The sequence below is a fragment of the Pseudarthrobacter arbutini genome (assembly GCF_054510915.1).
The window spans coordinates 1-20,994 of record NZ_JBTNDQ010000014.1 but is presented as its reverse complement, the minus strand read 5'-3'; the positions used below and the strand labels follow the sequence as shown (position 1 = coordinate 20,994).

The 20,994-nt window shown below is 64.8% G+C and carries 14 protein-coding genes; 7 read left to right on the top strand and 7 right to left on the bottom strand.

Features of this window, described 5'->3' with window-relative positions; translation table 11 throughout:
• Window positions 1-2: 2 nt before the first annotated feature.
• Window positions 3-872, bottom strand: a complete 870-nt coding sequence (locus tag ACX80V_RS15995) for an aldo/keto reductase (RefSeq protein WP_485843981.1) — start codon at window positions 870-872, stop codon at window positions 3-5.
• Between the two features lie 10 nt (window positions 873-882).
• Window positions 883-1,857, bottom strand: coding sequence for a sugar-binding transcriptional regulator (locus tag ACX80V_RS15990; protein ID WP_485843980.1), 975 nt, complete (start codon window positions 1,855-1,857; stop codon window positions 883-885).
• 123 nt (window positions 1,858-1,980) lie between these two features.
• On the opposite strand from ACX80V_RS15990, the gene ACX80V_RS15985 reads away from it, so the two are divergent.
• From ACX80V_RS15985 to glpK, 3 genes are all read left to right on the top strand, one after another.
• Window positions 1,981-3,807 carry a glycerol-3-phosphate dehydrogenase/oxidase gene (locus ACX80V_RS15985; RefSeq protein WP_485843979.1) on the top strand — a complete coding sequence of 609 codons (1,827 nt, stop codon included), beginning with the start codon at window positions 1,981-1,983 and terminating at the stop codon, window positions 3,805-3,807.
• A 95-nt stretch (window positions 3,808-3,902) separates the two neighbouring features.
• Window positions 3,903-4,655, top strand: a complete 753-nt coding sequence (locus ACX80V_RS15980) for an MIP/aquaporin family protein (RefSeq protein WP_248764147.1) — start codon at window positions 3,903-3,905, stop codon at window positions 4,653-4,655.
• 44 nt (window positions 4,656-4,699) lie between these two features.
• Window positions 4,700-6,214 (top strand): glycerol kinase GlpK, encoded by a 1,515-nt coding sequence (glpK, locus tag ACX80V_RS15975; protein WP_485843978.1) that lies wholly within the window; start codon window positions 4,700-4,702, stop codon window positions 6,212-6,214.
• Between the two features lie 78 nt (window positions 6,215-6,292).
• On the opposite strand, the gene ACX80V_RS15970 is transcribed toward glpK, so the two are convergent.
• From ACX80V_RS15970 to ACX80V_RS15955, 4 genes are all read right to left on the bottom strand, one after another.
• Window positions 6,293-7,195: a hypothetical protein gene (locus tag ACX80V_RS15970; RefSeq protein WP_485843977.1), complete on the bottom strand. Its 903-nt coding sequence runs from the start codon at window positions 7,193-7,195 to the stop codon at window positions 6,293-6,295.
• Window positions 7,196-7,226: 31 nt separating this feature from the next.
• On the bottom strand, window positions 7,227-10,370 hold the full coding sequence (locus ACX80V_RS15965) for an efflux RND transporter permease subunit (RefSeq protein WP_485843976.1): 3,144 nt from the start codon (window positions 10,368-10,370) through the stop codon (window positions 7,227-7,229).
• A gap of 1 nt (window position 10,371) precedes the next feature.
• The gene (locus tag ACX80V_RS15960) at window positions 10,372-10,731 is read right to left on the bottom strand and encodes a hypothetical protein (protein WP_485843975.1); all 360 of its coding nucleotides are present in this window, start codon (window positions 10,729-10,731) and stop codon (window positions 10,372-10,374) included.
• A 92-nt stretch (window positions 10,732-10,823) separates the two neighbouring features.
• Complete coding sequence (locus tag ACX80V_RS15955) at window positions 10,824-13,973, bottom strand: efflux RND transporter permease subunit (RefSeq protein WP_485843974.1); 3,150 nt, start codon at window positions 13,971-13,973, stop codon at window positions 10,824-10,826.
• A 631-nt stretch (window positions 13,974-14,604) separates the two neighbouring features.
• Here ACX80V_RS15955 and leuS point away from each other — a divergent pair.
• Together leuS and ACX80V_RS15945 are read left to right on the top strand one after the other, a co-directional pair.
• Window positions 14,605-17,136, top strand: a complete 2,532-nt coding sequence (leuS, locus tag ACX80V_RS15950; protein ID WP_485843973.1) for a leucine--tRNA ligase — start codon at window positions 14,605-14,607, stop codon at window positions 17,134-17,136.
• Window positions 17,137-17,193: 57 nt separating this feature from the next.
• Entirely contained in the window at window positions 17,194-18,219 is a 1,026-nt protein-coding gene (locus ACX80V_RS15945) for a DegV family protein (protein WP_485843972.1), read from the top strand.
• An 86-nt stretch (window positions 18,220-18,305) separates the two neighbouring features.
• Here ACX80V_RS15945 and ACX80V_RS15940 read toward each other — a convergent pair whose 3' ends face one another.
• Window positions 18,306-18,728, bottom strand: coding sequence for a YybH family protein (locus ACX80V_RS15940; RefSeq protein WP_485843971.1), 423 nt, complete (start codon window positions 18,726-18,728; stop codon window positions 18,306-18,308).
• Window positions 18,729-18,935: 207 nt separating this feature from the next.
• On the opposite strand from ACX80V_RS15940, the gene ACX80V_RS15935 reads away from it, so the two are divergent.
• Together ACX80V_RS15935 and ACX80V_RS15930 are read left to right on the top strand one after the other, a co-directional pair.
• On the top strand, window positions 18,936-19,820 hold the full coding sequence (locus tag ACX80V_RS15935) for a ComEA family DNA-binding protein (protein ID WP_485843970.1): 885 nt from the start codon (window positions 18,936-18,938) through the stop codon (window positions 19,818-19,820).
• A gap of 1 nt (window position 19,821) precedes the next feature.
• Window positions 19,822-20,994: ComEC/Rec2 family competence protein (locus ACX80V_RS15930; protein ID WP_485843969.1), on the top strand; the 1,173-nt coding region annotated here is incomplete at its 3' end.

Genomic DNA, 20,994 nt, shown 5'->3' with positions numbered 1-20,994 from the left:
TCCTAGTTGACGTTGTCGGGGTGGGACCCGGTGCGCTGACCGCGGTCAAGCTCGGCAAGGGCTGCCATGTCGCGGTCTGAAAGTTCAAAGCCGAAGACGTCCAGGTTTTCCCGGATCCGGGATTCGGAGCTTGCCTTCGGAATGGCGATGTTCCCCAGCTGGATGTGCCACCGAAGAATGATCTGGGCTGCTGTCCTGCCGTGTTCGGCGGCCAGGGCCAGGACCACGGGATCCAGCAGAACGTGTCCGCGCGCCAGGGGACTCCAGGCTTCCGTCCGGATGCCCAGGGCGTGGTGCTTGTCCCTCAGCTCCGCCTGCTGGAGCCACGGGTGCAGTTCAATCTGGTTCACGGCGGGCACCACTTCGGCGCTCTCGAGCAGCCGGTCCAGGTGCGCGGGCTGGAAGTTGCAGACACCGATGGCGCGGACTTTGCCTTCGCGGTACAACGTTTCGAGGGCGCGGTATGTGTCGGTGAACAGATCCCGCTTGGCGCAGGGCCAGTGGATCAGGTACATGTCCACGTACTCAAGGCCGAGGTTGACCATGGAGGCATCGAAGGCACGGAGGGTTGAGTCGTACCCCTGGTCGTCGTTCCAGACCTTCGTGGTGATAAATACGTCCTCGCGCCGCAGGCCGGGCGAGGACTCACCGGAGCCGCCGCTTCTGCCTTCGGCATCCATGGCGGGGCCGAGCCCCCGCGCCACGCCGGTTTCGTTGCCGTACATCGCTGCCGTGTCGAAGTGGCGGTATCCGGTGCCGAGGGCCGTGGCCACCAGTCCGGATGCTTCCGCTGCCGGAACTTTGTACAGCCCGAATCCCAACTGGTCGATCAGCACACCGTTGTTGAGGCTGAGCCGGGGTGAGGTTTTCATAGCATTGACTTTACCCATTGGGCCAGGCGACACCGCCAAAGCCCACCAGGCGGCGCGCGGTGGCTTCATCCACGATCAGGTCGGTGGCAAGGCCAGCGGAGAGGGCGCCCCGCAGGCCGTTGATCTTGGATGCCCCGGAAATCACGCAGATCCGCCGCCGGACCTGGCGCAGCTGGGCGAGCGCCGGACCCGTGGAGCGTTCGTTCAGGACGATGCCGTCAGAGGATCCGTCACGCCGGAAAAAGACCGTGGCAACGTCACCCACCACATCTGAATGGGCCAGCATCTTGAGATCGTTCTCGTCCAGGTATCCACCCGCGTAGACGTGGCTCGGGTAGTCGGCGTGCACGGATCCAACGCCGAAGATCGCGATGCTCATCCGGGCCTGCAGGTCCAGGATGCGCTGCACACTGCGCTCATTCCACATGGCGGTTTTGGTGGCCGCATGGTCAAAAAACGCGGGAACAGGGAACTGCTCCACGCGTGCGCCGTAGGCACTTCCGAAGCGGCGCATGATGTCACTCGCGTAGGTGATACCGGTGGTGTGCATGTTGCCGGCGCCGTTCAGCTGGACCACAACGGTATCGTGCGTGATCTTGCGCGTGAGGTGCCTGCTGACCGCACTGATCGTTGAACCCCACGCGACGCCGATAATCGCATTGGAGTCCACCAATGGGCCGATGGTGCGGGCTGCCTGAATGGCCACGCGGTCCAGGGTTTCGGCCTCGTTCAACGACTCCAGCACCGGAACAACGTGCACGTCCACGTTGTACTCGCGCCGGATCATGCTTTCGAGTTCGGGGCCCGTATCAAGCGGGTTGCGGATCTGGATCTGGACCAGTCCGGTGTCCCTGGCCGCCGACAGAAGCCTCGAAACAGTGGACCGGGATGTCCGCAATTCCCGGGCGATCGCGTCCATCGTCAGGTCCTGGAGGTAATACATCTGTGCAGCCCGCAGCGCATCTGAGTGCCGGGAAGGTGTCATTCTGATTCCATTCTGCACGTTTGTGCATAGTGCTTGACTCCATTTTCCATTAGTCCAAACAATAGTTGAAGAACGACGGTGCGTCCGGCGGATGCCGGCACGCCAATAACCCAAGGAGCAGTGTTGGGACTCAAAGATTCATTCCGCCACAGCGGAGCCACGCCCGCCCACAGCACCGAGCCGCGCGCATCGGTGCAGGGTCTGCGAAACCGTCCGCACGCCAAGGTATTGGTCATCGGCGGTGGCATCAACGGCGTGGGAACCTTCCGGGACCTCGCCCTGCAGGGAGTGGACGTGGCCCTGGTGGAGCGTGGCGATTACTGCCAGGGTGCCAGCGGTGCGTCCTCCCATATGATTCATGGCGGCATCCGTTACCTGGAAAACGGGGAATTCCGTCTCGTCCGCGAATCCGTGGTGGAACGCAACCGCCTCCTGCGGATCGCACCGCACTACGTGAAGCCCCTCCAGACCACCATCCCGATCTTCAGCACCTTTTCCGGCGTCCTGTCCGCACCGTTGCGGTTCCTCACGCACAAACAGCAGGGCAAGCCCAAGGAGCGCGGCGCCTTCCTGATCAAACTGGGGCTGAGCATGTACGACTCGTTCTCCCGGGACGGCGGCTCCGTGCCGCGCCACCAGTTCCGCGGACGAAAGCGTGCCCTCGCCGAGCTGCCGCAGCTGCACCCGGGCATCAAATACGCAGCCACCTACTTCGACGCGTCGGTCCACAACCCCGAGCGCCTTACGCTCGATGTGCTCCAGGACGGCGAGAAAGCCGGGCAAGCCAGCGGCGGACCGGAAAGCTCAACAGCACGGGCGAGCAACTACCTTGCACTCCATTCGCTCGGCGGGGCTGCCACGCAGTCCGGCACAACAGAGTCAGGCACCACGGTCCAGCTCCGCGACGAACTGACTGGCGAGCTGTTTGATTTCACCGCGGACGTCATTGTGAACACCACCGGCGCCTGGGTGGACCTGACCAACGAAGCCATGGGGGCGGCGTCGGCCTTTATGGGCGGCACGAAGGGATCGCACATAGTTCTGGACCACCCGGGCCTGCTGGAGGCCTGCAAAGGCCGGGAGATCTTCTTTGAGCACACAGACGGCCGGATCGTCCTCATCTATCCCATGGGCGACCGGGTCCTGGTGGGAACCACTGATGTCCTTGCCGACATGTCGAAGGACGCTGTGTGCACGGAGGAGGAGATCGAGTACTTCTTTGACCTGATCGGACACGTCTTCCCGGACATCACCGTGCAGCGTGACCAGATCGTCTACACGTTCTCGGGTGTCCGCCCGCTGCCACGCCACGACGCCACGCAGCCGGGCTTTGTGTCCCGTGACTACCGGATTGAACGGCGCACGCCGGCTGCCGGGGCACCCGGCGCAGGAACCGCCGTCGTACTCAGCCTGGTGGGCGGCAAGTGGACCACTTTCCGGGCCCTGGCCGAGCACATGGCAAATGATGTGCTCGCCGAGCTGGGGATGGAACGGAAGGTCTCGACGGCGAAACTCGCCATCGGAGGCGGCGCCGGCTTCCCCGAGGATGACGCCGGAATCCAGAAATGGATCAAGGCTCATATGGGTGCCGGCCGGGATGCGGACCGCTCCGCCGTCCTGCTGACCCGCTACGGCACGAGGGCTGGCGACGTGATCCGGTACCTTGATGCCGGCCCGGACAGGTTGCTCCGTTCCACCCGTGAACTCAGCGTCCGTGAGCTGGAGTTCATGGCCCGGAATGAGCAGATCGGGCACCTCATCGATGTTCTGGTCCGGCGCACGTCGCTTGCCTTCAGGGGGCTGGTGACCGGTGAACTCCTCGTCGAGGTGGCCGATGTCCTTTCCGCACCGCTCGGCTGGGACGCGGCAGCCAAGGCTGACGAGATCCAACGTGCACGGGAGGTGCTGGAGCGCTTCCACGGCGTACAGATCCACAGCCTGGTGGCCTAGGCAGGCCAGGCTGCAGCCGGGGCGTTATCGCGCTCCGGTTCAACGGTTCCTTCAACCCGCGAAGGACCGCACAATAGAAAATAGAGGAGTCAATGATGTCTCTTGGAATTGTTTTTCTTTCCGAAGTCTTCGGAACGGCGATGCTCACCCTGCTGGGTTGCGGCGTCGTGGCCAACGTTGCCCTGAAGGGCACAAAGGGCAACAGCGGCGGGTTCCTGATGGTGACCTGGGGGTGGGGGATCGCCGTATTCGCGGGTGTTTTTGTTGCCGCCAAATCCGGCGCCCACCTCAATCCCGCCGTCACGCTGGGCCTACTCGCCAAGCAGAGCAAGGAGTATGCCCCCGGCGTCCCGGTAGATGTGGCCTCAACTTTCACCTACTTTGGCGGTGAACTGCTCGGCGCTTTCCTGGGTGCTGTCCTTTGCTGGGTCGCATACAAGCAGCACTTCGATGCCGAACCCGTGGAAGCCAACAAGCTGGCGACGTTTTCCACCGGTCCGGCCATTCGCTCCACGCCCTGGAACCTGCTCACGGAGATCATCGGCACGTTTGTCCTGGTATTCGTCATCCTGACGTTCGGAGGGACGCCCTCGGGCCTTGGGCCGCTGGCGGTGGCCCTGCTCGTGGTGGGCATCGGTGTATCCCTGGGTGGACCCACGGGTTATGCCATTAATCCGGCCCGTGACCTCGGGCCCCGCATCGCCCACGCAATCCTGCCCATCAAGGGCAAGGGTTCCAGTGACTGGGCCTACTCGTGGATCCCCGTCGTAGGGCCGTTGGTCGGCGGTAGCCTTGCCGGCCTGGTGGCGTTCTGGGTTCCCGCGATCATGCCTGCCATCGCCGGCTAGTAACCATTTCAAACTCATACAAAAATACAGACAAGGACGTCACCATGAACCAATACGTCATCGCCATTGACCAGGGCACCACCAGCTCCCGCGCCATCATCTTTGACCACAGCGGCGCTATCGTGTCCTCGGGCCAGATGGAGCACGAGCAGATCTTCCCGCAGGCGGGCTGGGTGGAGCACAACCCTGCCGAGATCTGGAACAACACCCGCGAGGTGATCGCGTCCGCCCTCTCCAAGGCGAACCTGACCCGGCACGATATCGCCGCCGTCGGAATTACCAATCAGCGTGAGACAGCGGTTGTCTGGGACAAGACCACCGGCGAGGCCGTCTATAACGCGATTGTCTGGCAGGACACACGGACCCAGGACATCGTGGATGAGCTGTCCAAGGATGGCGGCCCGGAGCGGTTCAAGCAGAAGGTGGGCCTGCCGCTGGCCACGTATTTCTCAGGGACAAAGATCAAGTGGATCCTGGACAACGTCGACGGCGCCCGGGCCAAAGCGGAAGCCGGCGACCTCGTCTTCGGCAACACCGACGCCTGGGTCCTCTGGAACCTGACGGGCGGGGTGGACGGCGGCGTGCACGTCACGGACGTCACCAACGCCTCCCGCACGTTGTTCATGGACCTGGAGACGCTGACCTGGGACGAGGAGATCCTGGGCATCTTCGGCGTGCCGCTGAGCATGATGCCGGCCATCAAGTCCTCCTCCGAGGTCTACGGCACCGTGCACACCTCGCAGCTGCTGCGCGAAGTTCCCGTGTCAGGCATCCTGGGTGATCAGCAGGCCGCCACGTTCGGGCAGGCGGCGTTCGAGGCCGGTGAAGCCAAGAACACGTACGGCACCGGCTGCTTCCTGATCTTCAACACCGGCGAGGAGATTGTTCACTCGAAGAACGGCCTGCTCACCACGGTCGGGTACAAGCTCGGCGATGCCCCAACGCACTACGCGCTGGAAGGCTCCATCGCGGTCACCGGTTCCCTGATTCAGTGGCTCCGGGACAATTTGGGCATGATCAGCAGCGCGCCGGAGGTGGAAACGCTGGCGGCGGCCGTTGAGGACAACGGCGGCGTCTATATTGTTCCGGCCTTCTCGGGGCTCTTCGCCCCGTACTGGCGTTCGGATGCCCGCGGCGCCATCGTGGGCCTGACCCGGTTCGTCAACAAGAACCACATCGCCCGGGCGGCGCTGGAGGCCACAGCCTTCCAGACCCGCGAGGTGCTGGACGCGGTCAACGCGGATTCCGGCGTTCCGCTCACTGAACTGAAGGTCGACGGCGGCATGGTGGCTAACGACGCGCTGATGCAGTTCCAGGCGGACATCCTGGGCGTTCCGGTGATCCGGCCGAAGGTAGTGGAAACCACCGCACTGGGCGCCGCTTACGCAGCCGGCCTCGCCGTCGGCTTCTGGAAGGACCTCGGCGAACTCTCGTCCAACTGGTCCGAGGACAAGAGGTGGGAACCGAAACTGGACCAGGCCGAGCAGGACCGGCAGCTGCGCCTGTGGAGGAAGGCCGTGACGAAGTCCATGGATTGGGTCGACGAGGACGTGCGCTAAGCACTCCGAACCGGTCTCCGGACAGCAACGAACAGGGAGGGTGGCCGAGGAGTGCCACCCTCCCTGGTCTTGTGCGGGTCAGCGTCCGTCGAGTTGGGCCCGCGGCGTCTTGGCGTAGACGCTTCTGCTGACCGAGTATGCCCGCTCATCCAGTTCCAGCGCTTGGGTGTTGACGGCCGCGAACTGCGCGGCGCCCAGCTTCTTCACTTTCACCAGGTCCATGAATTCCTGGTCGGGACCGCCGACGGCGGTGACTTTCACCAGCCCTGTTCCGGCTGAGTAGAACTTCCGCTGATGGCCTGCCTCAGGCGGTTCCAGCGGGTTGTATTCATCGATCACCAGTACATCGTCGTAGCAGCCAGTCGGGACGCAGACGTGCTGGTTTTTCTGGAACACTGTCCCGCAGTCAAGGAAGTCAACCTTGGGTGCATAGGCCTGGACATAGTCCGGCGTGCCGGTCCGGGGCCTGGCCTGCATGGCAATCCCTGCCTGGGCCTTGGCAAGCCCGCTGATGAAAGTGCTGGGCGCACCAACGAACTCGCCGTTTTCGTATTCCTCCGGATATTCGCCGAAGAGCCAGACCGTTCCCTTTCCAGTCTGCGCAAAGAAGGCCAGCTCGGATTCCACCAGTTCGCCGTCCGAGTAGTCGCGGTCCCACAGGACACGGGTCTTGACGCCGTCAATTACCTTGGTCAGCCCGGTGACAGTGTGAACGACGGTGCGCGCGTGGACCCCGTCAGCCGAGGTCACCGTGCCCGTTGTCGTGAACTGCATGCCGGGCTTGAGCGGGAACCACTTGTTATCGATCCGCGGCGTTGCCTGGAAATCCGAACGGTCAAAGTTGATCGCGGACCCGGGCCCGCAGAGTTCCGGGGCCGGCGGCGCGGCACCCGCTGTGGGTGCCGACACCACCGTCAGCGATCCGAAGGCCAGCAGCAATGCGAACCCGTATGCCGTAAAACGATGGGCTCGAAAAGCCATCTCACGTGCCTTTCATACTCGTGGGGATCTGCTAGACCGCAGGCGCGGGTTCCAGCTCGTGTGCCCCGTGCCGGCGGCCGCGGCCACCTTTGGCGAAACGCAGGTACAGCGACGGGACGATGAACAGGTTGACCAGCGTTGACGTGACCAGCCCGCCTAGGATCACCACGGCCATGGGATGTTCGATCTCGTGGCCCGGGATGTTCCCCATTACCACGAGCGGAACCAAGGCCAGGGCAGTGGCCAGCGTGGTCATAAGGATCGGCGACAACCGCTCTGCAGCCCCCCGGAGCACCAGCGCGGGTCCGAAGGCCATGCCCTCGAACTGCTCCAGGTGCTGGCAGTGGTTGATGAGCAGGATGCCATTGCGTGCCGCGAGCCCCATGAGCGTCAGGAAGCCAACCAGCGAACCGAGGGACAGGATTCCGCCGCTGAGGTGGGCGGCGATCACCCCGCCCACGAGCGCCACCGGCAACGTCAGGATGGCCAGGGTGGCCAGCCGCCAACTCTTGAAAGCAGCCTGCAGGAGAAGGAAGACGACGATGACCGCGCCAATGGAGTAGAGCAGCAACCGTTGGGATGCGGCCTGGCGTTCGGCGTACTCGCCGAGGACGGCCGTGCTGTAGCCCACCGGGAACTGAACGGATTCCATTTCGGAATTGAGCTTCTCCACGACCTTCGCCAGATCACCTTCCTTGACGTTGGCACTGACGTCGATGCGCCTCGATCCCTCCGAACGCTCAATGACATTGGGCGTGGGCTGGACCGAAATCTTTGCGACATCAGCCATCCGGATCTTTTGCCCGCTCGGCGTATCGATGGGAAGGTTCTCAATGCTCGTGACACTCGTCCGGGCCTCCGGCGGGCTCCACACCTGGACGTCGTAGGCCTTCCCGTCCCGGTAGATGTCGCCGACCTCTTCGCCGGCAACGAAGGTCGCCGCGGCACGCCGCACATCGCCCGGCTTCAGCCCGTAGCGGGACGCCGCGTCCAGGTTCACTTCCACATCGATCTGCGGAATGCTGGCCTGGAGGGCAACCTTCGCCCCGACGGCTCCCTCAATGCCGCCCAGAATCGTCTTGATCTTTTCTGCCTCCTGGCGCAGTGTCACCAGGTCGTCCCCGTACACACGGACGACGACGGCGTAACCGGTTCCGGTGAGTACCTCGCGAATGCGTTCCTTGAGGTATGTCTGCACGTCCCGCGTGATTCCGGGGTACCCGTCCACTACCGCCGAGACTGCTGCCAGGGTTTGGTCATAGTCCACCCCGGGGTCGATGCTGATCCAGTTTTCGCCGAAGTAGACGCCCACCACCTCATCGGCGTTGAATGCCTGTCCGGTGTGGGCCCCGCAATTGTTCACGCCGGGGATCGTCATGAGTTCGTTGCAGGCCAGCTCGCTGACGCGGACTTCCTCGGCGTTTGACGTGCCCGGCTGCGTAAGCCAGTGCATCAGGAAATCACGCTCCTTGAATTCCGGGAGCAACGATTGGCCCAGCAGCGGCGCCGCCACGATACCGACGACGCCGACGGCGGCCAGTGTCAGGTAGCCGGGGACAGGACGGCGGACAATAGGCCGCAGCGCCTTGGCGTACCAGCGCTTCAGGACCCTGACCACGGGCGGATCCCGGTCCTCCAGCTTGGCATTTCGCAGGACGATGTACGCCAGTGCCGGCGTGACGGTCAACGCCACGACCATGGACGCGATCACCGCGAGCGTGTAGGAGGTGGCCAGCGGCCGGAAAAACGCCCCTGTCAGCCCGTCCAGGAAGAAGATCGGAACCGTGGCGGCGACGATGATCAGCGTGGCGTACACAATCGGTCCGCGGACCTCAAGCGAGGCGTTGACTACCACCCTGGCGGTGCTTCCGGTGGCGCCACTGGCCCGGTGGTGCCGGAGCCGTCTGACGATGTTCTCGACGTCGATGATGGCATCGTCCACCACCACCCCGACGGCAATCACCAACCCCGCAAGCACCATGGTATTGATCGTGCCGCCGGTCCAATACAACATAAGGGCCGCCGCCACCAGTGACAACGGGATGGCCAGGACGCTGACCAATGCCGTCCGCCACTGGAAGAGGAAGACACTCAACACCAGGATGACCAGCAGGCATCCGAGCAGCAGGGCTACGCCCAGGTTGTCGAGGGATTCCTCGATGAAGGTTGCCGGCCGGAAGATGGCCGTGTCCACAGCGATTCCGGTCAGGCCGGGTTCGAGCTGCTTCATCGCCTCTTCCACCCCCCGCGTCACTTCGAGGGTGTTGCCCCAAGGGAGTTTCTCCACGATCAGCATCAGACCCGGTCCGCCGTTAATCACGGCGTCACCGATCAGCTGCTGGTGGTCCTCCACCACATTTGCCACGTCGCCCAGCCGAAGCGGGGCCTGCCCCTCCCGATCCTCGAGCGCCACCTTCGCGAGGTCCGCAGGTGTGGTGATGGGCTGTACATGCCTGATCCCGATTGACTGGCTGGGTGTGTCCAGGGAACCGCCGGTGCCGATCATGGCACCGGAGGAATACTGGAGCAGGCCGGCGTCGAGGGCGTTGGCGGTGGTACTCATAACCGTATCCAGGCTGACGTTGTTTGCGGCCAGCCTGGCCGGGTCAGCCTGGACCTGAAGCATCTGGAGGCGTTCGCCCCAGATTGCGACGTTTGCCACGCCCGGAACACGGAGCAGATGGGCCCTGATGTTCCAGTAGGAAATCATTGACATCTCGATCAGGGACCGGGTGTCGGAGGACAGCCCGATCTTCATGACCCGGCTGGTCGAGGACAGGGGCTGCAGCATGATCGGCGGCGCCGCCCAGGTGGGCAGCGTCGGAATGGCCGCCGCCATCCGCTCGGACACGAGTTGCCGGGCAGTGAGCAGATCCGTGCCGTTCTCGAACTCCATCACGATCGAGGACAGTTGCGGTACAGACTTGGACCGCATGTGGTGGAGGCCGTCGATGCCGTTGAAAGCCTCTTCCAAGGGAACCGAAACCAGTTCTTCCACCTCGGCGGCGGTAAGTCCCAGGCAGGCTGTCTGGACCTCCACTTTCGGCGGCGCAAATTCAGGGAACACGTCCACCGAGGCACTGCTGAGCTGGGAGCCGCCCACGATCATCAGGGCAGCCGCCATCGCAATGACGATCGATCTGAACCTTAGGCTTGCCGCGACTATCCGGCGCATGTCATTTGCCCGTAACGAACTCTGCGCCGAACAATTCAGCCGCGGCTACGGTTACCACTGCGGTCCCCACAGTGGGGCCGGCGCTGGCCGTGACGGCGCCTGCTTCCACTTTGGTGACGGTGACGGCCTGGCGCTCGTACACCCGTGGCGCGGGGTTGATGTAGACCCACGTCTTCCCCTGCGGGTCGTACAGCAGCGCTGCGTAAGGGAACAGGAGGCCTGCGCCCCCCGGAGCCGCTTTGACCGTGTCGGTTTGCAGTTCCAGCCGTTCAATGGCCCGCTGGCTCAGCGTGATGCGTGCAATGCCGGTGCTGGCATTCTTTTCCACCGTGGCAGGCGCTTCAGATGCGGTTTCTGCCATGGCTGAGGGTTGAGCACAGGCGGGCAGTGAAAACAGCAGTGCTGCGCAGACAGCGGCCGCCACTGGGAGGCGCCGCAGGGGCCTTTTGCTGGTCATGATACTTCCACCTTTTCCGGCGTAACGGGGTTGACTGGTTCTTCCGATTCGTAGACCTCTGACCACTCTTCCGGCACGGTGCGGGGACCGAACCAGAGTGTGAGCAGCGGGAGTACAAAGAGCCCCACGAGCGTTGTGGTCACGAGGCCGCCGGCGATAGTCAGCAGCATCGGCACCATCAACGTCTGGCCTACCGTGCCGCCGAGCAAGGCGGGCGGTATCAGCACCAGGAGCGTGATGAGGGCGGATTTCAGGATCGGCGCAATCCGGTCCCGGGCCGCCGTCATGACCACGTCGGAGTGTGACAGCTGGCGAGATTCGCGCCATAGTTCATCGACACGGGCGGACAGCAGAGCCGCGTTGCGTGCAGCGATGGCCAGGACAGCCGCAAACGCCGTCAGCGACAGCCAGGACAGCGACGCTGACCCGAGCCATCCGGCGATCGCCGCTCCGGCCAGCGCGGCGGGAAGCGCCAAGAAGACGGCCAGGGCCAGCTTCCAGCTTCGCACTGCGGTCTGGAGCAGGAGCAGCACAGCCAAGGCTGCCGCGACTCCGAGCCCATGCACCAGGGTGTCTGCGGCCTGCAGCTGGCCGTATTTCGTCGGGACCTCGGCGTGGTACTCGAGCGGGAACTGGATCTGTTGGATTGCCGCCTCGATATCGCGCTGGATGTCTGCCAGGGGGCGCCCACTGACGTCCGCCACTACGTCGATCCGCCGCGAGGTGGCATCGTGCTGGATGACAACTTCGTTGGGAACCATCCTGACGTCGGCGATCTGGCCCAGTTGGACGTGGCCGCCATTAGGAGCGTCAAGGAGCAGCTCACGGATGCTGGTCAGGTCATCCCGGACCCCAACCGCGCCGCGGACAACCACTTCGAACACCTTCTGCTCTTCAAAGAGGTTGCCGACGATGATGCCCTGCATGAGCGTCGCCGCGGCGCGCCTGGCGTCACCAGGCTTGATGCCGAACTTTTCGGCAGCTTCGAGATTGACCTGGACCTCTACGATCGGGGTCATGGGCGTGGCAGAGACGGCCGGGTTCCTCACACCGTCAATCTTCTGAAGGGCCTGGCGGACCTCTTCTGCCTTTTCGCGCAGCACCGGCATTTCCGTTCCGTAAACCCGGACCGCGAAGCCCGGTTCCATGCTGGAGCGCATGTCGCCGATGGTCTGTTGCGAGTAGTTCAGCACGTTGTGCGCGATGCCGGGGTAACCCTGCACCACGTCCCGTACCGCCTGCTCCGTCGCGCCGAAGTCCGCGTCCGGTGCGATCGACACCCACAGCTCCGCCGAGCTATTGCCTACCACCTGGTCCGCGGAGATGGCGCGGCCTACATGCCCGCCGACTCCGGAAACGCCCGGGAGGGCCTTCAGCTCATCGGAGGCCAGGCCAGCGATCCGCCGGACTTCGTCAGTGGACGTACCGTCCATGGTGTCCCACTGAACCAACAGGGTCCGGTCGGGCATGGTGGGAACGAGCGGCCTGCTACCCGCCAACTGCGAACCGGCAGCGACGCCAAGGATCCCCACGACCACGACGGCCACAATGGCCAAAGGTTTCCGGGAGTTGACCCCGCCCAGTGTGCGGTCGTAGTACGCCTTCCCACGTCCGACGGCGGGGAGCTCAGTGTCGGCGGCCGTATTTGACGGAAGCAGGAAATACGCCAACACCGGCGTGACGGACAGGCCCACGATCAGGGCGGCGGCCAGCGTCAGCGCCAGCGACCAGAAAAGCGGCGAAAAGAACGATCCGCCGACTCCGGCCACGAAGAGCGTCGGAATGAGGACAACCACCATGATCAGCGATGCGTGGAACAGCGGTGTGCGGATGCCCCGGAGGATGTAGCTGCTGCGCGACCCCGAGGTAGCCTCGGCGTCCGTCGCCTCGCGTGCGGCGCGCTGCCGTCGGTGGGCCTGAACGTCTTCCACGATGTCGCCTACGATCACGGACGTGCCGAGCAGCACGCCCATCAGGACAGTGATGTTAAGCGTTGCGTTTTGGGCGAACAGCACCACCGCCGCCGTCATGACCGTGGCGCCGATGGCCACGAGCGCGATCACGGCGACCCGCCAGGACCGGAACAGCAGCCAGAACAGCGCTACCGCGATCAGCAGGCTGATCAGGAGTGCCAGGCTGAGGCTGTTGACGGAGTCCTGAACACCGGTCGCAGGCCGGAAGACCGAAGTATCGATCTCGACGCCCGTGAGGCCGGGCGCCATGTCCTGGAGGGCCGCCTCAACATTCCGGGTGACCTCGATTGCGCTGGTGCCAGGGAACTTTTCGACCACCAGCATCAGGCCGGCGTCCGCCCCGACAACCGCATCGCCGATCAGCGGCTGGTGGTCTTCCTTGACCTGGGCAATGTCGCCCAGGAGCAACGGCGGGTCCGTATCCTCCACGCTCACCTTGGCCAGGTCGGCTGGGGTGCGGATGGGGAGGACGTGCTGGATGCCAAGTCGCTGGCTGGGCGACTCAACGAAACCGCCGGTCCCTGGCGTTGATGCTTCGAGGAAGCTCAACGGCGAAACCCAGACGGCGTTACCCGTGGTCTTAATTAGCTGCTCAAGGGTGATGCCTTTGTCGCGCAGTTGCGTCGGAGTGACCTCAACCTGCAGCTGCTGTTCGCGCTGGCCCCAGATGGACACGTTCGCCACGCCCGGGATGCCGATCAGCCGCGGCTTGATCTTCCACCGGGCCAGGACCGACATGTCAATGCCGGAGAGCTCCTTGGAGTTCAGCCTGACCATCAGCACCCTGCTGGTGGAGGACATAGGCTGCATGATGAGTGGGGGCGCAGAGACGTTAGGCAGCGCGTGTGCCTGCGTCATCCGTTCCGCGACCAACTGGCGGGCCCGCAGAAGGTCCGTGCCGGGCTCGAAGACCAGTTCGATGGACGACAGCCCCGGGACGGACTTCGAGCGGATCTCGTCCAGCCAGGCCACCCCGTTGAGGAGGTCTGCTTCCATCGGTGCGGTAATAAGCTGCTCAACTTCAACCGCGGAGAGCCCTAGGGCCTCAGTTTGGATCTCTACCTGTGCGGGGGCGAACTCCGGCATGGTGTCCACGGCCATATGTGGAACGTTCACTACGCCAAAAGTTATGAGGCCCGCCGCGAGGGCGAGAACCAAGATTCGGAACTGCATGCTGAACCGGGTAACCCAGCCAAACATGGTCAGTCCCTCGCTAGTTCTTCGCAGGGGTGATGGACGGAATTTTCAGCCCATCACATCGTTGTGCTGGACATTGACGCCAAGAATACATGTCAGGCTCCTCGACCTGAGACCGTCTAGTTTCCCCACAGACTTGACAATACTGTGGACCGATTGCGCCGCTTTGGCAAGGGTGGAATCTACCCCCCTTGAGCCACCCTGGTACAGGGTTCTCTTTGGCGAAGAGATCGGGGCTACCTAATGGGCCAGGCGACACTGTCCACTCGACGGTGCCGGCACTGGCCACGAGGATCTCGCCGGTCTGGAACTGGAGAAATCCTCGGGGCCGTCGCCCACCCCGCACGCGCCCCTGCGCCAGGCCCGGACTGGCGCGTTCCCCTAGTCTGGGCCTGCCCACCTGCAGTGGGTAGGCTAAAGTAGTCCTATGCGTGCGATCCTTCTGCTTAGCTAGCCGCCCGGTGTCCGGAAACAACCGGATTGCCGTGCGGCTGCCCCTCCATGGAGAGGGGCTTTTGTGTGTCCGGGCATGTTTCCGGGCTGGCAGCAGAGGGGATCAGACCGTTGTGGCAGCACCGATGCCACAACAGAACAGAAGAGGGCAGCAGTGAGCGTTCAGCCGGAGACAGAGACCGGAACAGCAGCAGTGGCGGCGGAAACACCCGAAGAGGGTGCCTACAGCTTCGCGGCGATGGAGGCCAAGTGGCCGCAGGTGTGGGAAGACCTTAAGGTTTTCACGCCTGTGGATGATGGTTCCCGCGAGCGCCGCTACGTGCTGGACATGTTCCCGTACCCCTCGGGTGACCTGCACATGGGCCACGCCGAGGCTTTTGCCATGGGCGATGTTGTGGCCCGGTACCTGCGGCAAAAGGGCTTCGACGTCCTGCACCCGATCGGCTGGGACTCCTTCGGCCTGCCGGCGGAAAACGCCGCCATCAAGCGCAATGCCCACCCGAGCGAGTGGACCTACGCCAACATCGACACCCAGGCGGCGTCGTTCAAGCGTTACGCGATCTCCGCGGACTGGTCCCGGCGGGTGCACACCTCGGACCCCGAGTACTACCGCTGGACCCAGTGGCTGTTCAAGCGCTTCTACGAGCGGGGCCTGGCATACCGCAAGGACTCCCCGGTCAACTGGTGCCCCAAGGACCAGACCGTCCTGGCCAATGAACAGGTAGTCAACGGTGCCTGCGAACGCTGCGGCACCCCCGTCACCAAGAAGTCCCTCAACCAGTGGTACTTCAAGATCACCGAGTACGCTGACCGGCTGCTCGATGACATGGACGAGCTGCGCGGCCACTGGCCCGAGCGGGTTCTGGCGATGCAGAAGAACTGGATCGGCCGCTCCGAAGGTGCCCACGTCAACTTTGTGATCGAGGCCGTCGGCGGCAAGCCCGCCAAGGACGTCACCGTCTTCACCACCCGCCCGGACACGCTGTACGGAGCCACGTTCTTTGTTGTCGCAGCCGACGCGCCGATCGCCGTCGAACTCGTCACCGAGGAGCACGCCGCCGCCTTGGACGCCTACCGCGAACAGGTCAAGGCACTCACCGAGATCGAACGCCAGTCCACCGAACGCGAAAAGACCGGTGTCTTTACCGGCCGCTACGCCGTCAACCCGCTGAACGGCGAAAAACTTCCGGTCTGGGCCGCTGACTACGTCCTGGCCGACTACGGCACCGGCGCCATCATGGCCGTCCCCGCCCACGACCAGCGCGACCTCGACTTCGCCAAGACGTTCGACCTGCCCGTCCGCGCGGTGCTGGATACCGGTGAAGAGGATCCCAGCGTTTCCGGCAAAGCCACCTCGGGTGAGGGCACCCTGATCAACTCAGGCGTCCTCGATGGGTTGCCGAAGGCCGAGGCCATCCCGGCTGCCATCGACATTCTGGAAAAGCAGGGTACCGGCGAGAAGTTCGTGAACTTCCGCCTGCGGGACTGGCTGCTGAGCCGCCAGCGTTTCTGGGGCACGCCCATCCCAATCATCCACTGCCCTGCCTGCGGCGAGGTTCCGGTTCCCGACGAGCAGCTGCCTGTCAGGCTGCCGGCGGACCTGCGCGGCGAGGACCTGTCCCCGAAGGGTACGTCCCCCCTGGCCGCTGCCGAGGCCTGGGTCAACGTTGACTGCCCCAACTGCCACGGGCCGGCAAAGCGCGATACCGACACCATGGACACCTTCGTGGATTCGTCCTGGTACTTCCTGCGGTTTGTTTCCCCGCAGTACACCGAGGGGCCATTCGACCCGGCAAAGATCAACGAGTGGATGCCGGTCGGCCAGTACGTGGGCGGCGTGGAGCACGCCATCCTGCACCTGCTGTATGCCCGGTTCTTTACCAAGGTCATCCACGACCTGGGCATGATCGACGCCGACGAACCCTTCAGTGCGCTGCTGAACCAGGGCCAGGTCCTCAACGGGGGCAAAGCCATGAGTAAGTCGCTGGGCAACGGCGTTGACCTCAGTGAGCAGCTGGACAAGTACGGCGTGGACGCCGTTCGCCTGACCATGATCTTCGCGTCCCCGCCGGAGGACGACGTCGACTGGGCGGACGTTTCCCCTTCGGGCTCCGCAAAGTTCCTGGCCCGTGCCTGGCGCCTGGCGCAGGACGTCAGCAGCGAGCCTGGCGCCGATGTGACCGCCGGCGACCGTGCCTTGCGCTCCGTCACGCACCGGACCATCGCGGACGCCGCCGCGCTGCTGGACACCAACAAGTTCAACGTGGTGGTGGCCAAGCTCATGGAGCTGGTCAACGCAACACGCAAAACCATAGACGCAGCCGCCGGTGCCGGCGGGGCGGATCCTGCCGTCCGGGAGGCGGCGGAAGCCGTCGCCGTCATCCTGAGCCTCTTCGCGCCGTACACCGCGGAGGACATGTGGAACGTCCTGGGTCACCCGGCGTCCGTGGCGAACGCCGGCTGGCCGCTGCACGACGAAGCGCTGCTGGTCCAGGAGACCGTCACCGCCGTGGTCCAGGTCCAAGGCAAGGTCCGTGACCGCCTCGAAGTCTCGCCGGGGATCGGCGAAGACGAACTGCGGGAACTGGCGCTGGCCAGCGAAAACGTCCAGCGCGCGCTCGACGGCCGCGGCATCCGCACGGTGATCGTGCGAGCGCCTAAACTGGTCAACATCGTCCCGGTCTAGTCCGGGGCACCGGCCGCCGGGCCCAACCGGCGGCCGGCCCTAAACCAGGAGGCACCCTTGCCCGACCGTGACGCCGCTGCGTGGCTCTGGCTCCGGGAGCGTTTGGCTGCCCTCCGACCCGCGGCGCGCCAGGGCACGCCACTGCCGGCAGCCCCGGCGGCGCCCGCAGTCGTCGTCCGTACCGCGGTGGTGACCGATTCTGCCTCAGCTCTGCCGGCCGACTGGGTGCATGCCTGTGCAGGGGACGGACGCCTGGCTGTCATCCCGATGCCTGTTATGGTGGGCGCGGAAATCTACGGTGAGGGCGAAGACGACATCACCGAAACCATTGCGCTGGCACTCGCCAGTGGAACGTCGGTGAAGACGTCCCGCCCGTCACCCGGACAGTTTGAACAGGTCTTCCTGGCGGCCGAACGCCTGGGCTACGAAAGCGTGGTCTCCATCCACATTTCCGGTGGCTTGTCCGGGACCGCGGATGCGGCCCGGCTGGCGGCCAGCCGCGTGACCATCCCCGTGGTAATCCTCGACTCCGGCACAGTGGGCATGGCCCTGGGCATGGGTGTGCAGGCCGCGGTGGCAGCAGCCGCCGAAGGGCGTGATGCCACCGCAGTAGCCGCCGCGGCGGCGGAGCAGTTCGCGCGAACCAAGGTCTATTTCTACGTGCCCAGCCTGGAACAGCTCCGCCGGGGCGGGCGGATCGGCGCGGCCGCGTCGCTGCTGGGGACCATGTTCGCCATCAAACCTATCCTTGCCGTCGACGACGGAAAGATCGTGCCGCTGGAAAAGGTCAGGTCGGCTGCAAAAGCTGTCGCCCGGCTCGAGGAGCTGGCCGCAGCGGACGCCGCGTCGCGCCCTCGCGGCCAGGCCCGCCTCGCCGTCCACCACTTCGGGAATCCGGTTGAGGCAGAAGCTTTGGCAGCAAGGCTGTCCGCGGACCTGCCAAGCTGTCCGCCAGCCCAAATCAGCTCTTTGCCCGCCGTCCTGGCAGCCCACGCGGGACTTGGCGTGCTCGCGGTGATCGTGGGGGAGAGCGGCCCAACTGTGCGGAACTCGGAGCCGGAGCCCCCCGCAGTTTCCACATAGCGGTTTCCACATAAGCCCTGCCGGGCCTGTGATTGGTGGGATTCTTTCCTGCCGGGGGTGCGTTCGGATCGTGTGGTTCCCGGGCATCATTTTCGTAAGACGGCGTCCGGGGCCTGCGGTGTGGTGATCGGGTCTGCGTGCCGGTGCACGAGTGCCCAGGTGTCGCCTTCCAGGCGATAAATGCTCGTTACCCGTAGATCAAAAGGCGATAATTTGTCGCCTCCTCCGACCTTGGCCTGCCAGTGTTCTATGTCCAGGAAGCAGGCGAGATCGGTAGTGACGTGCCTGGTGAGGGCATCAAAAGCCGTGACGCGTCCATTTTTGAATCGTGCCGCCGCTGAGTCGAGGGCCTCTGATACTCGCTCCCAGCCCACCACCGGAGGGCCCCAGGGATTAGCCAGGGAGACATCTCGGCTGTGCGAGAAAATGGCCTTGGCGGGTTCCGGATTGCCTTTAGCAAACTGATTTACCGCTTGATGAAACTGGTCGATGACCTCGTCAAGCTGCATTGGTCCTGCCTTCTGACTCATAGGGGCGTCTAAGTTAAGCGAATCCTAGCGGCTCCATGCCCAGCCCGTCACCGGCCTCCTGAATCTTCCAAACGGGCGGTGGCTGCAGCCCTTGAGCCGGAGCTCCCCGCAGTTTCCGCATAGCGGTTTCCACATAGGGCAGGCCCGGCCTGACACCGGCGGCGTTGTATCCCTAGCGTTGGGAGCATGTCACGCCGGGACGCTGGAGAAGCACGCCAGAGGGCCCGGCATGCCCGGGACCGGCTGCGGTCCACGCTGGGAGTCGGCCCGGGGCTTCTGCTGACCGACGGCGAAAAGGTCTTTGAGTACGCCGGCGGTACTCACCTATCCGGTGATGACGCCGCTTCGGGGGCTGCTGATGAGTCCGCTGCCGGTACAGGCAGGACGGGACCGGCGCTGAGATGGCGGGTGGGCCTGCGGGTCGCCCTGCTCATTGCCGCACTCGCGGTGCTGGGCGGCGCCTGGTTCTGGTCACAGGTTGTTGCCGGTCAGCCCGAAGTCATGCCACTGAGTGACATCTCTGCCCAGGGCGGCTTGAGCGCGGGGGAAGGAACCCAAGGCCAGGAGCCCCACGGGGCCGGGCCGCCCGAACTGCCCGCGGAAAGTCCACCGGCCGGCACGGTCATTATCCATGTGGCTGGGGCCATCGCTGTGCCGGGGATTGTTCAGTTGCCCGCTGGCAGCCGGGTTCACGAAGCAGTCGCCGCGGCAGGCGGCGGCACACCCTCCGCCGACCTGAACCGCCTCAACCTTGCTGCCGTGCTTACGGACGGACAGAAGCTCTACGTTCCCCAGGCCGGCGAAGAAATCCCCGCCGGTTCGTCCGGCCCACCCGGGGGACCGGGGGAGGAGACTGACGGCGGTGGGACCGCGTCAGCAGGAAAGGTCAACCTCAACACAGCAGGCGTCGAAGAACTGGACGCCCTGCCGAAGGTTGGGCCCGTGCTGGCGCAGCGGATCGTGGACTGGCGCAAGGAACACGGCCCGTTCACATCGATCGAGGAGCTCGACGCCGTGGACGGCGTGGGTCCCAAGATGCTCGAGACACTCCTTCCCCTGGTAGGCGTCTGAGATGGCCAGGCGCAGCCCGTGGAGCCGCTTTGTTGACTCAGCCGTGCAGGGCCAGGGAGCTCCCGCAGCCCTCCCGGCACCCGTGGATACGCCCGCCATGACTACGCCCGCCGGGGTCCAGGCCGCGGGGCTGAAGGTCCGCAGGCTGGGTGAACGCGTCGGGACGAAACTCCGGGGCCAGGAGCCATCGAGTGCACCAACGGACGCGCCGCGCCGGCGCACCGACGTCAGGCTGGCACTGCCCGCCCTCCTCGTCTGGAGTGCCGCCGTCGCCGGCGTCTGGCTTAGCCCTGTGGCGCTGGTGGGGCTCTGTTGCGGCTTGGTGCTAGTGGCCACGTGCCTGTTGATCCGGGCCTCGCGCGGCCGGGCGCTGGTGGCAGGCCGGCGGAGCTTTCTTATGACCACCGCGGTTGCCTTGCTGCTGGCCGCGACCGCCGCTGCCCATTCGGCCGTCTCCTCGTCGCAACGCCACGACGGGCCGCTTGCCGAAGCTGTAGCCGCCGGCAACTCTGTGGTGGCCATCCTGGAAGTCACCGGATCCCCGCGGGCCATGACGGTCCCGGGAACTTCGGGGCCGCCTGAACGGTGGTCGGTAACGGCGCAGACGGAGCAGGTCACCGTCAGCAGCCGGGTCATCCGCACCCGTGCCCCGGTGGTGGTCATGGGCGGCAAGGGGTGGGGAGACCTGGTGCCCGGCCAGGTGGTCCGGACCGCCGGCAAGCTGAAGACACCGGACGCAGGCCAGCAGGAAACCGCTGTCCTGTCAGCCTCCCTGCCACCCCGTGCCGGCTCCGGGACCGGCAGCAGCGCCGGAGTCGATGATGCCTACGCCCCGGGCTGGCAGCTGGTCGCGAAGGACCTCCGCGTCCGGTATGTCTCCGCTGCGTCCTTCCTTGCCGCCGATCCGGCCGGTCTCCTCCCGGGCATGGTCACCGGAGATACCAGCGCCCTGGACGAAGGGCTCAATGCGGCGATGAAAACGGTGGGCATGACCCACCTGACCGCGGTCAGCGGAGCCAACTGCAGCCTGGTCCTGGGTGCACTGCTGATCGCTGCACGCAGCCTCCGCCTGCCCCGGCTGCCCGCGGCAGGACTGGCGCTGACCGGCCTGGCAATGTTTGTGGTGCTCGTGGGCCCGGACGCCAGCGTCCTGCGCGCCGCGCTGATGGGTTCA

What these genes read in the sequence shown, in the direction of transcription:
- ACX80V_RS15995 (WP_485843981.1), bottom strand. Translation starts at nt 872, where the DNA reads ATGAAAACCTCACCCCGGCTCAGCCTCAACAACGGTGTGCTGATCGAC.
- ACX80V_RS15990 (WP_485843980.1), bottom strand. Translation starts at nt 1,857, where the DNA reads ATGACACCTTCCCGGCACTCAGATGCGCTGCGGGCTGCACAGATGTAT.
- ACX80V_RS15980 (WP_248764147.1), top strand. Translation starts at nt 3,903, where the DNA reads ATGTCTCTTGGAATTGTTTTTCTTTCCGAAGTCTTCGGAACGGCGATG.
- glpK (WP_485843978.1), top strand. Translation starts at nt 4,700, where the DNA reads ATGAACCAATACGTCATCGCCATTGACCAGGGCACCACCAGCTCCCGC.
- ACX80V_RS15970 (WP_485843977.1), bottom strand. Translation starts at nt 7,195, where the DNA reads ATGGCTTTTCGAGCCCATCGTTTTACGGCATACGGGTTCGCATTGCTG.
- ACX80V_RS15965 (WP_485843976.1), bottom strand. Translation starts at nt 10,370, where the DNA reads ATGCGCCGGATAGTCGCGGCAAGCCTAAGGTTCAGATCGATCGTCATT.
- ACX80V_RS15960 (WP_485843975.1), bottom strand. Translation starts at nt 10,731, where the DNA reads ATGGCAGAAACCGCATCTGAAGCGCCTGCCACGGTGGAAAAGAATGCC.
- ACX80V_RS15955 (WP_485843974.1), bottom strand. Translation starts at nt 13,973, where the DNA reads ATGCAGTTCCGAATCTTGGTTCTCGCCCTCGCGGCGGGCCTCATAACT.
- ACX80V_RS15940 (WP_485843971.1), bottom strand. Translation starts at nt 18,728, where the DNA reads ATGCAGCTTGACGAGGTCATCGACCAGTTTCATCAAGCGGTAAATCAG.
- ACX80V_RS15935 (WP_485843970.1), top strand. Translation starts at nt 18,936, where the DNA reads ATGTCACGCCGGGACGCTGGAGAAGCACGCCAGAGGGCCCGGCATGCC.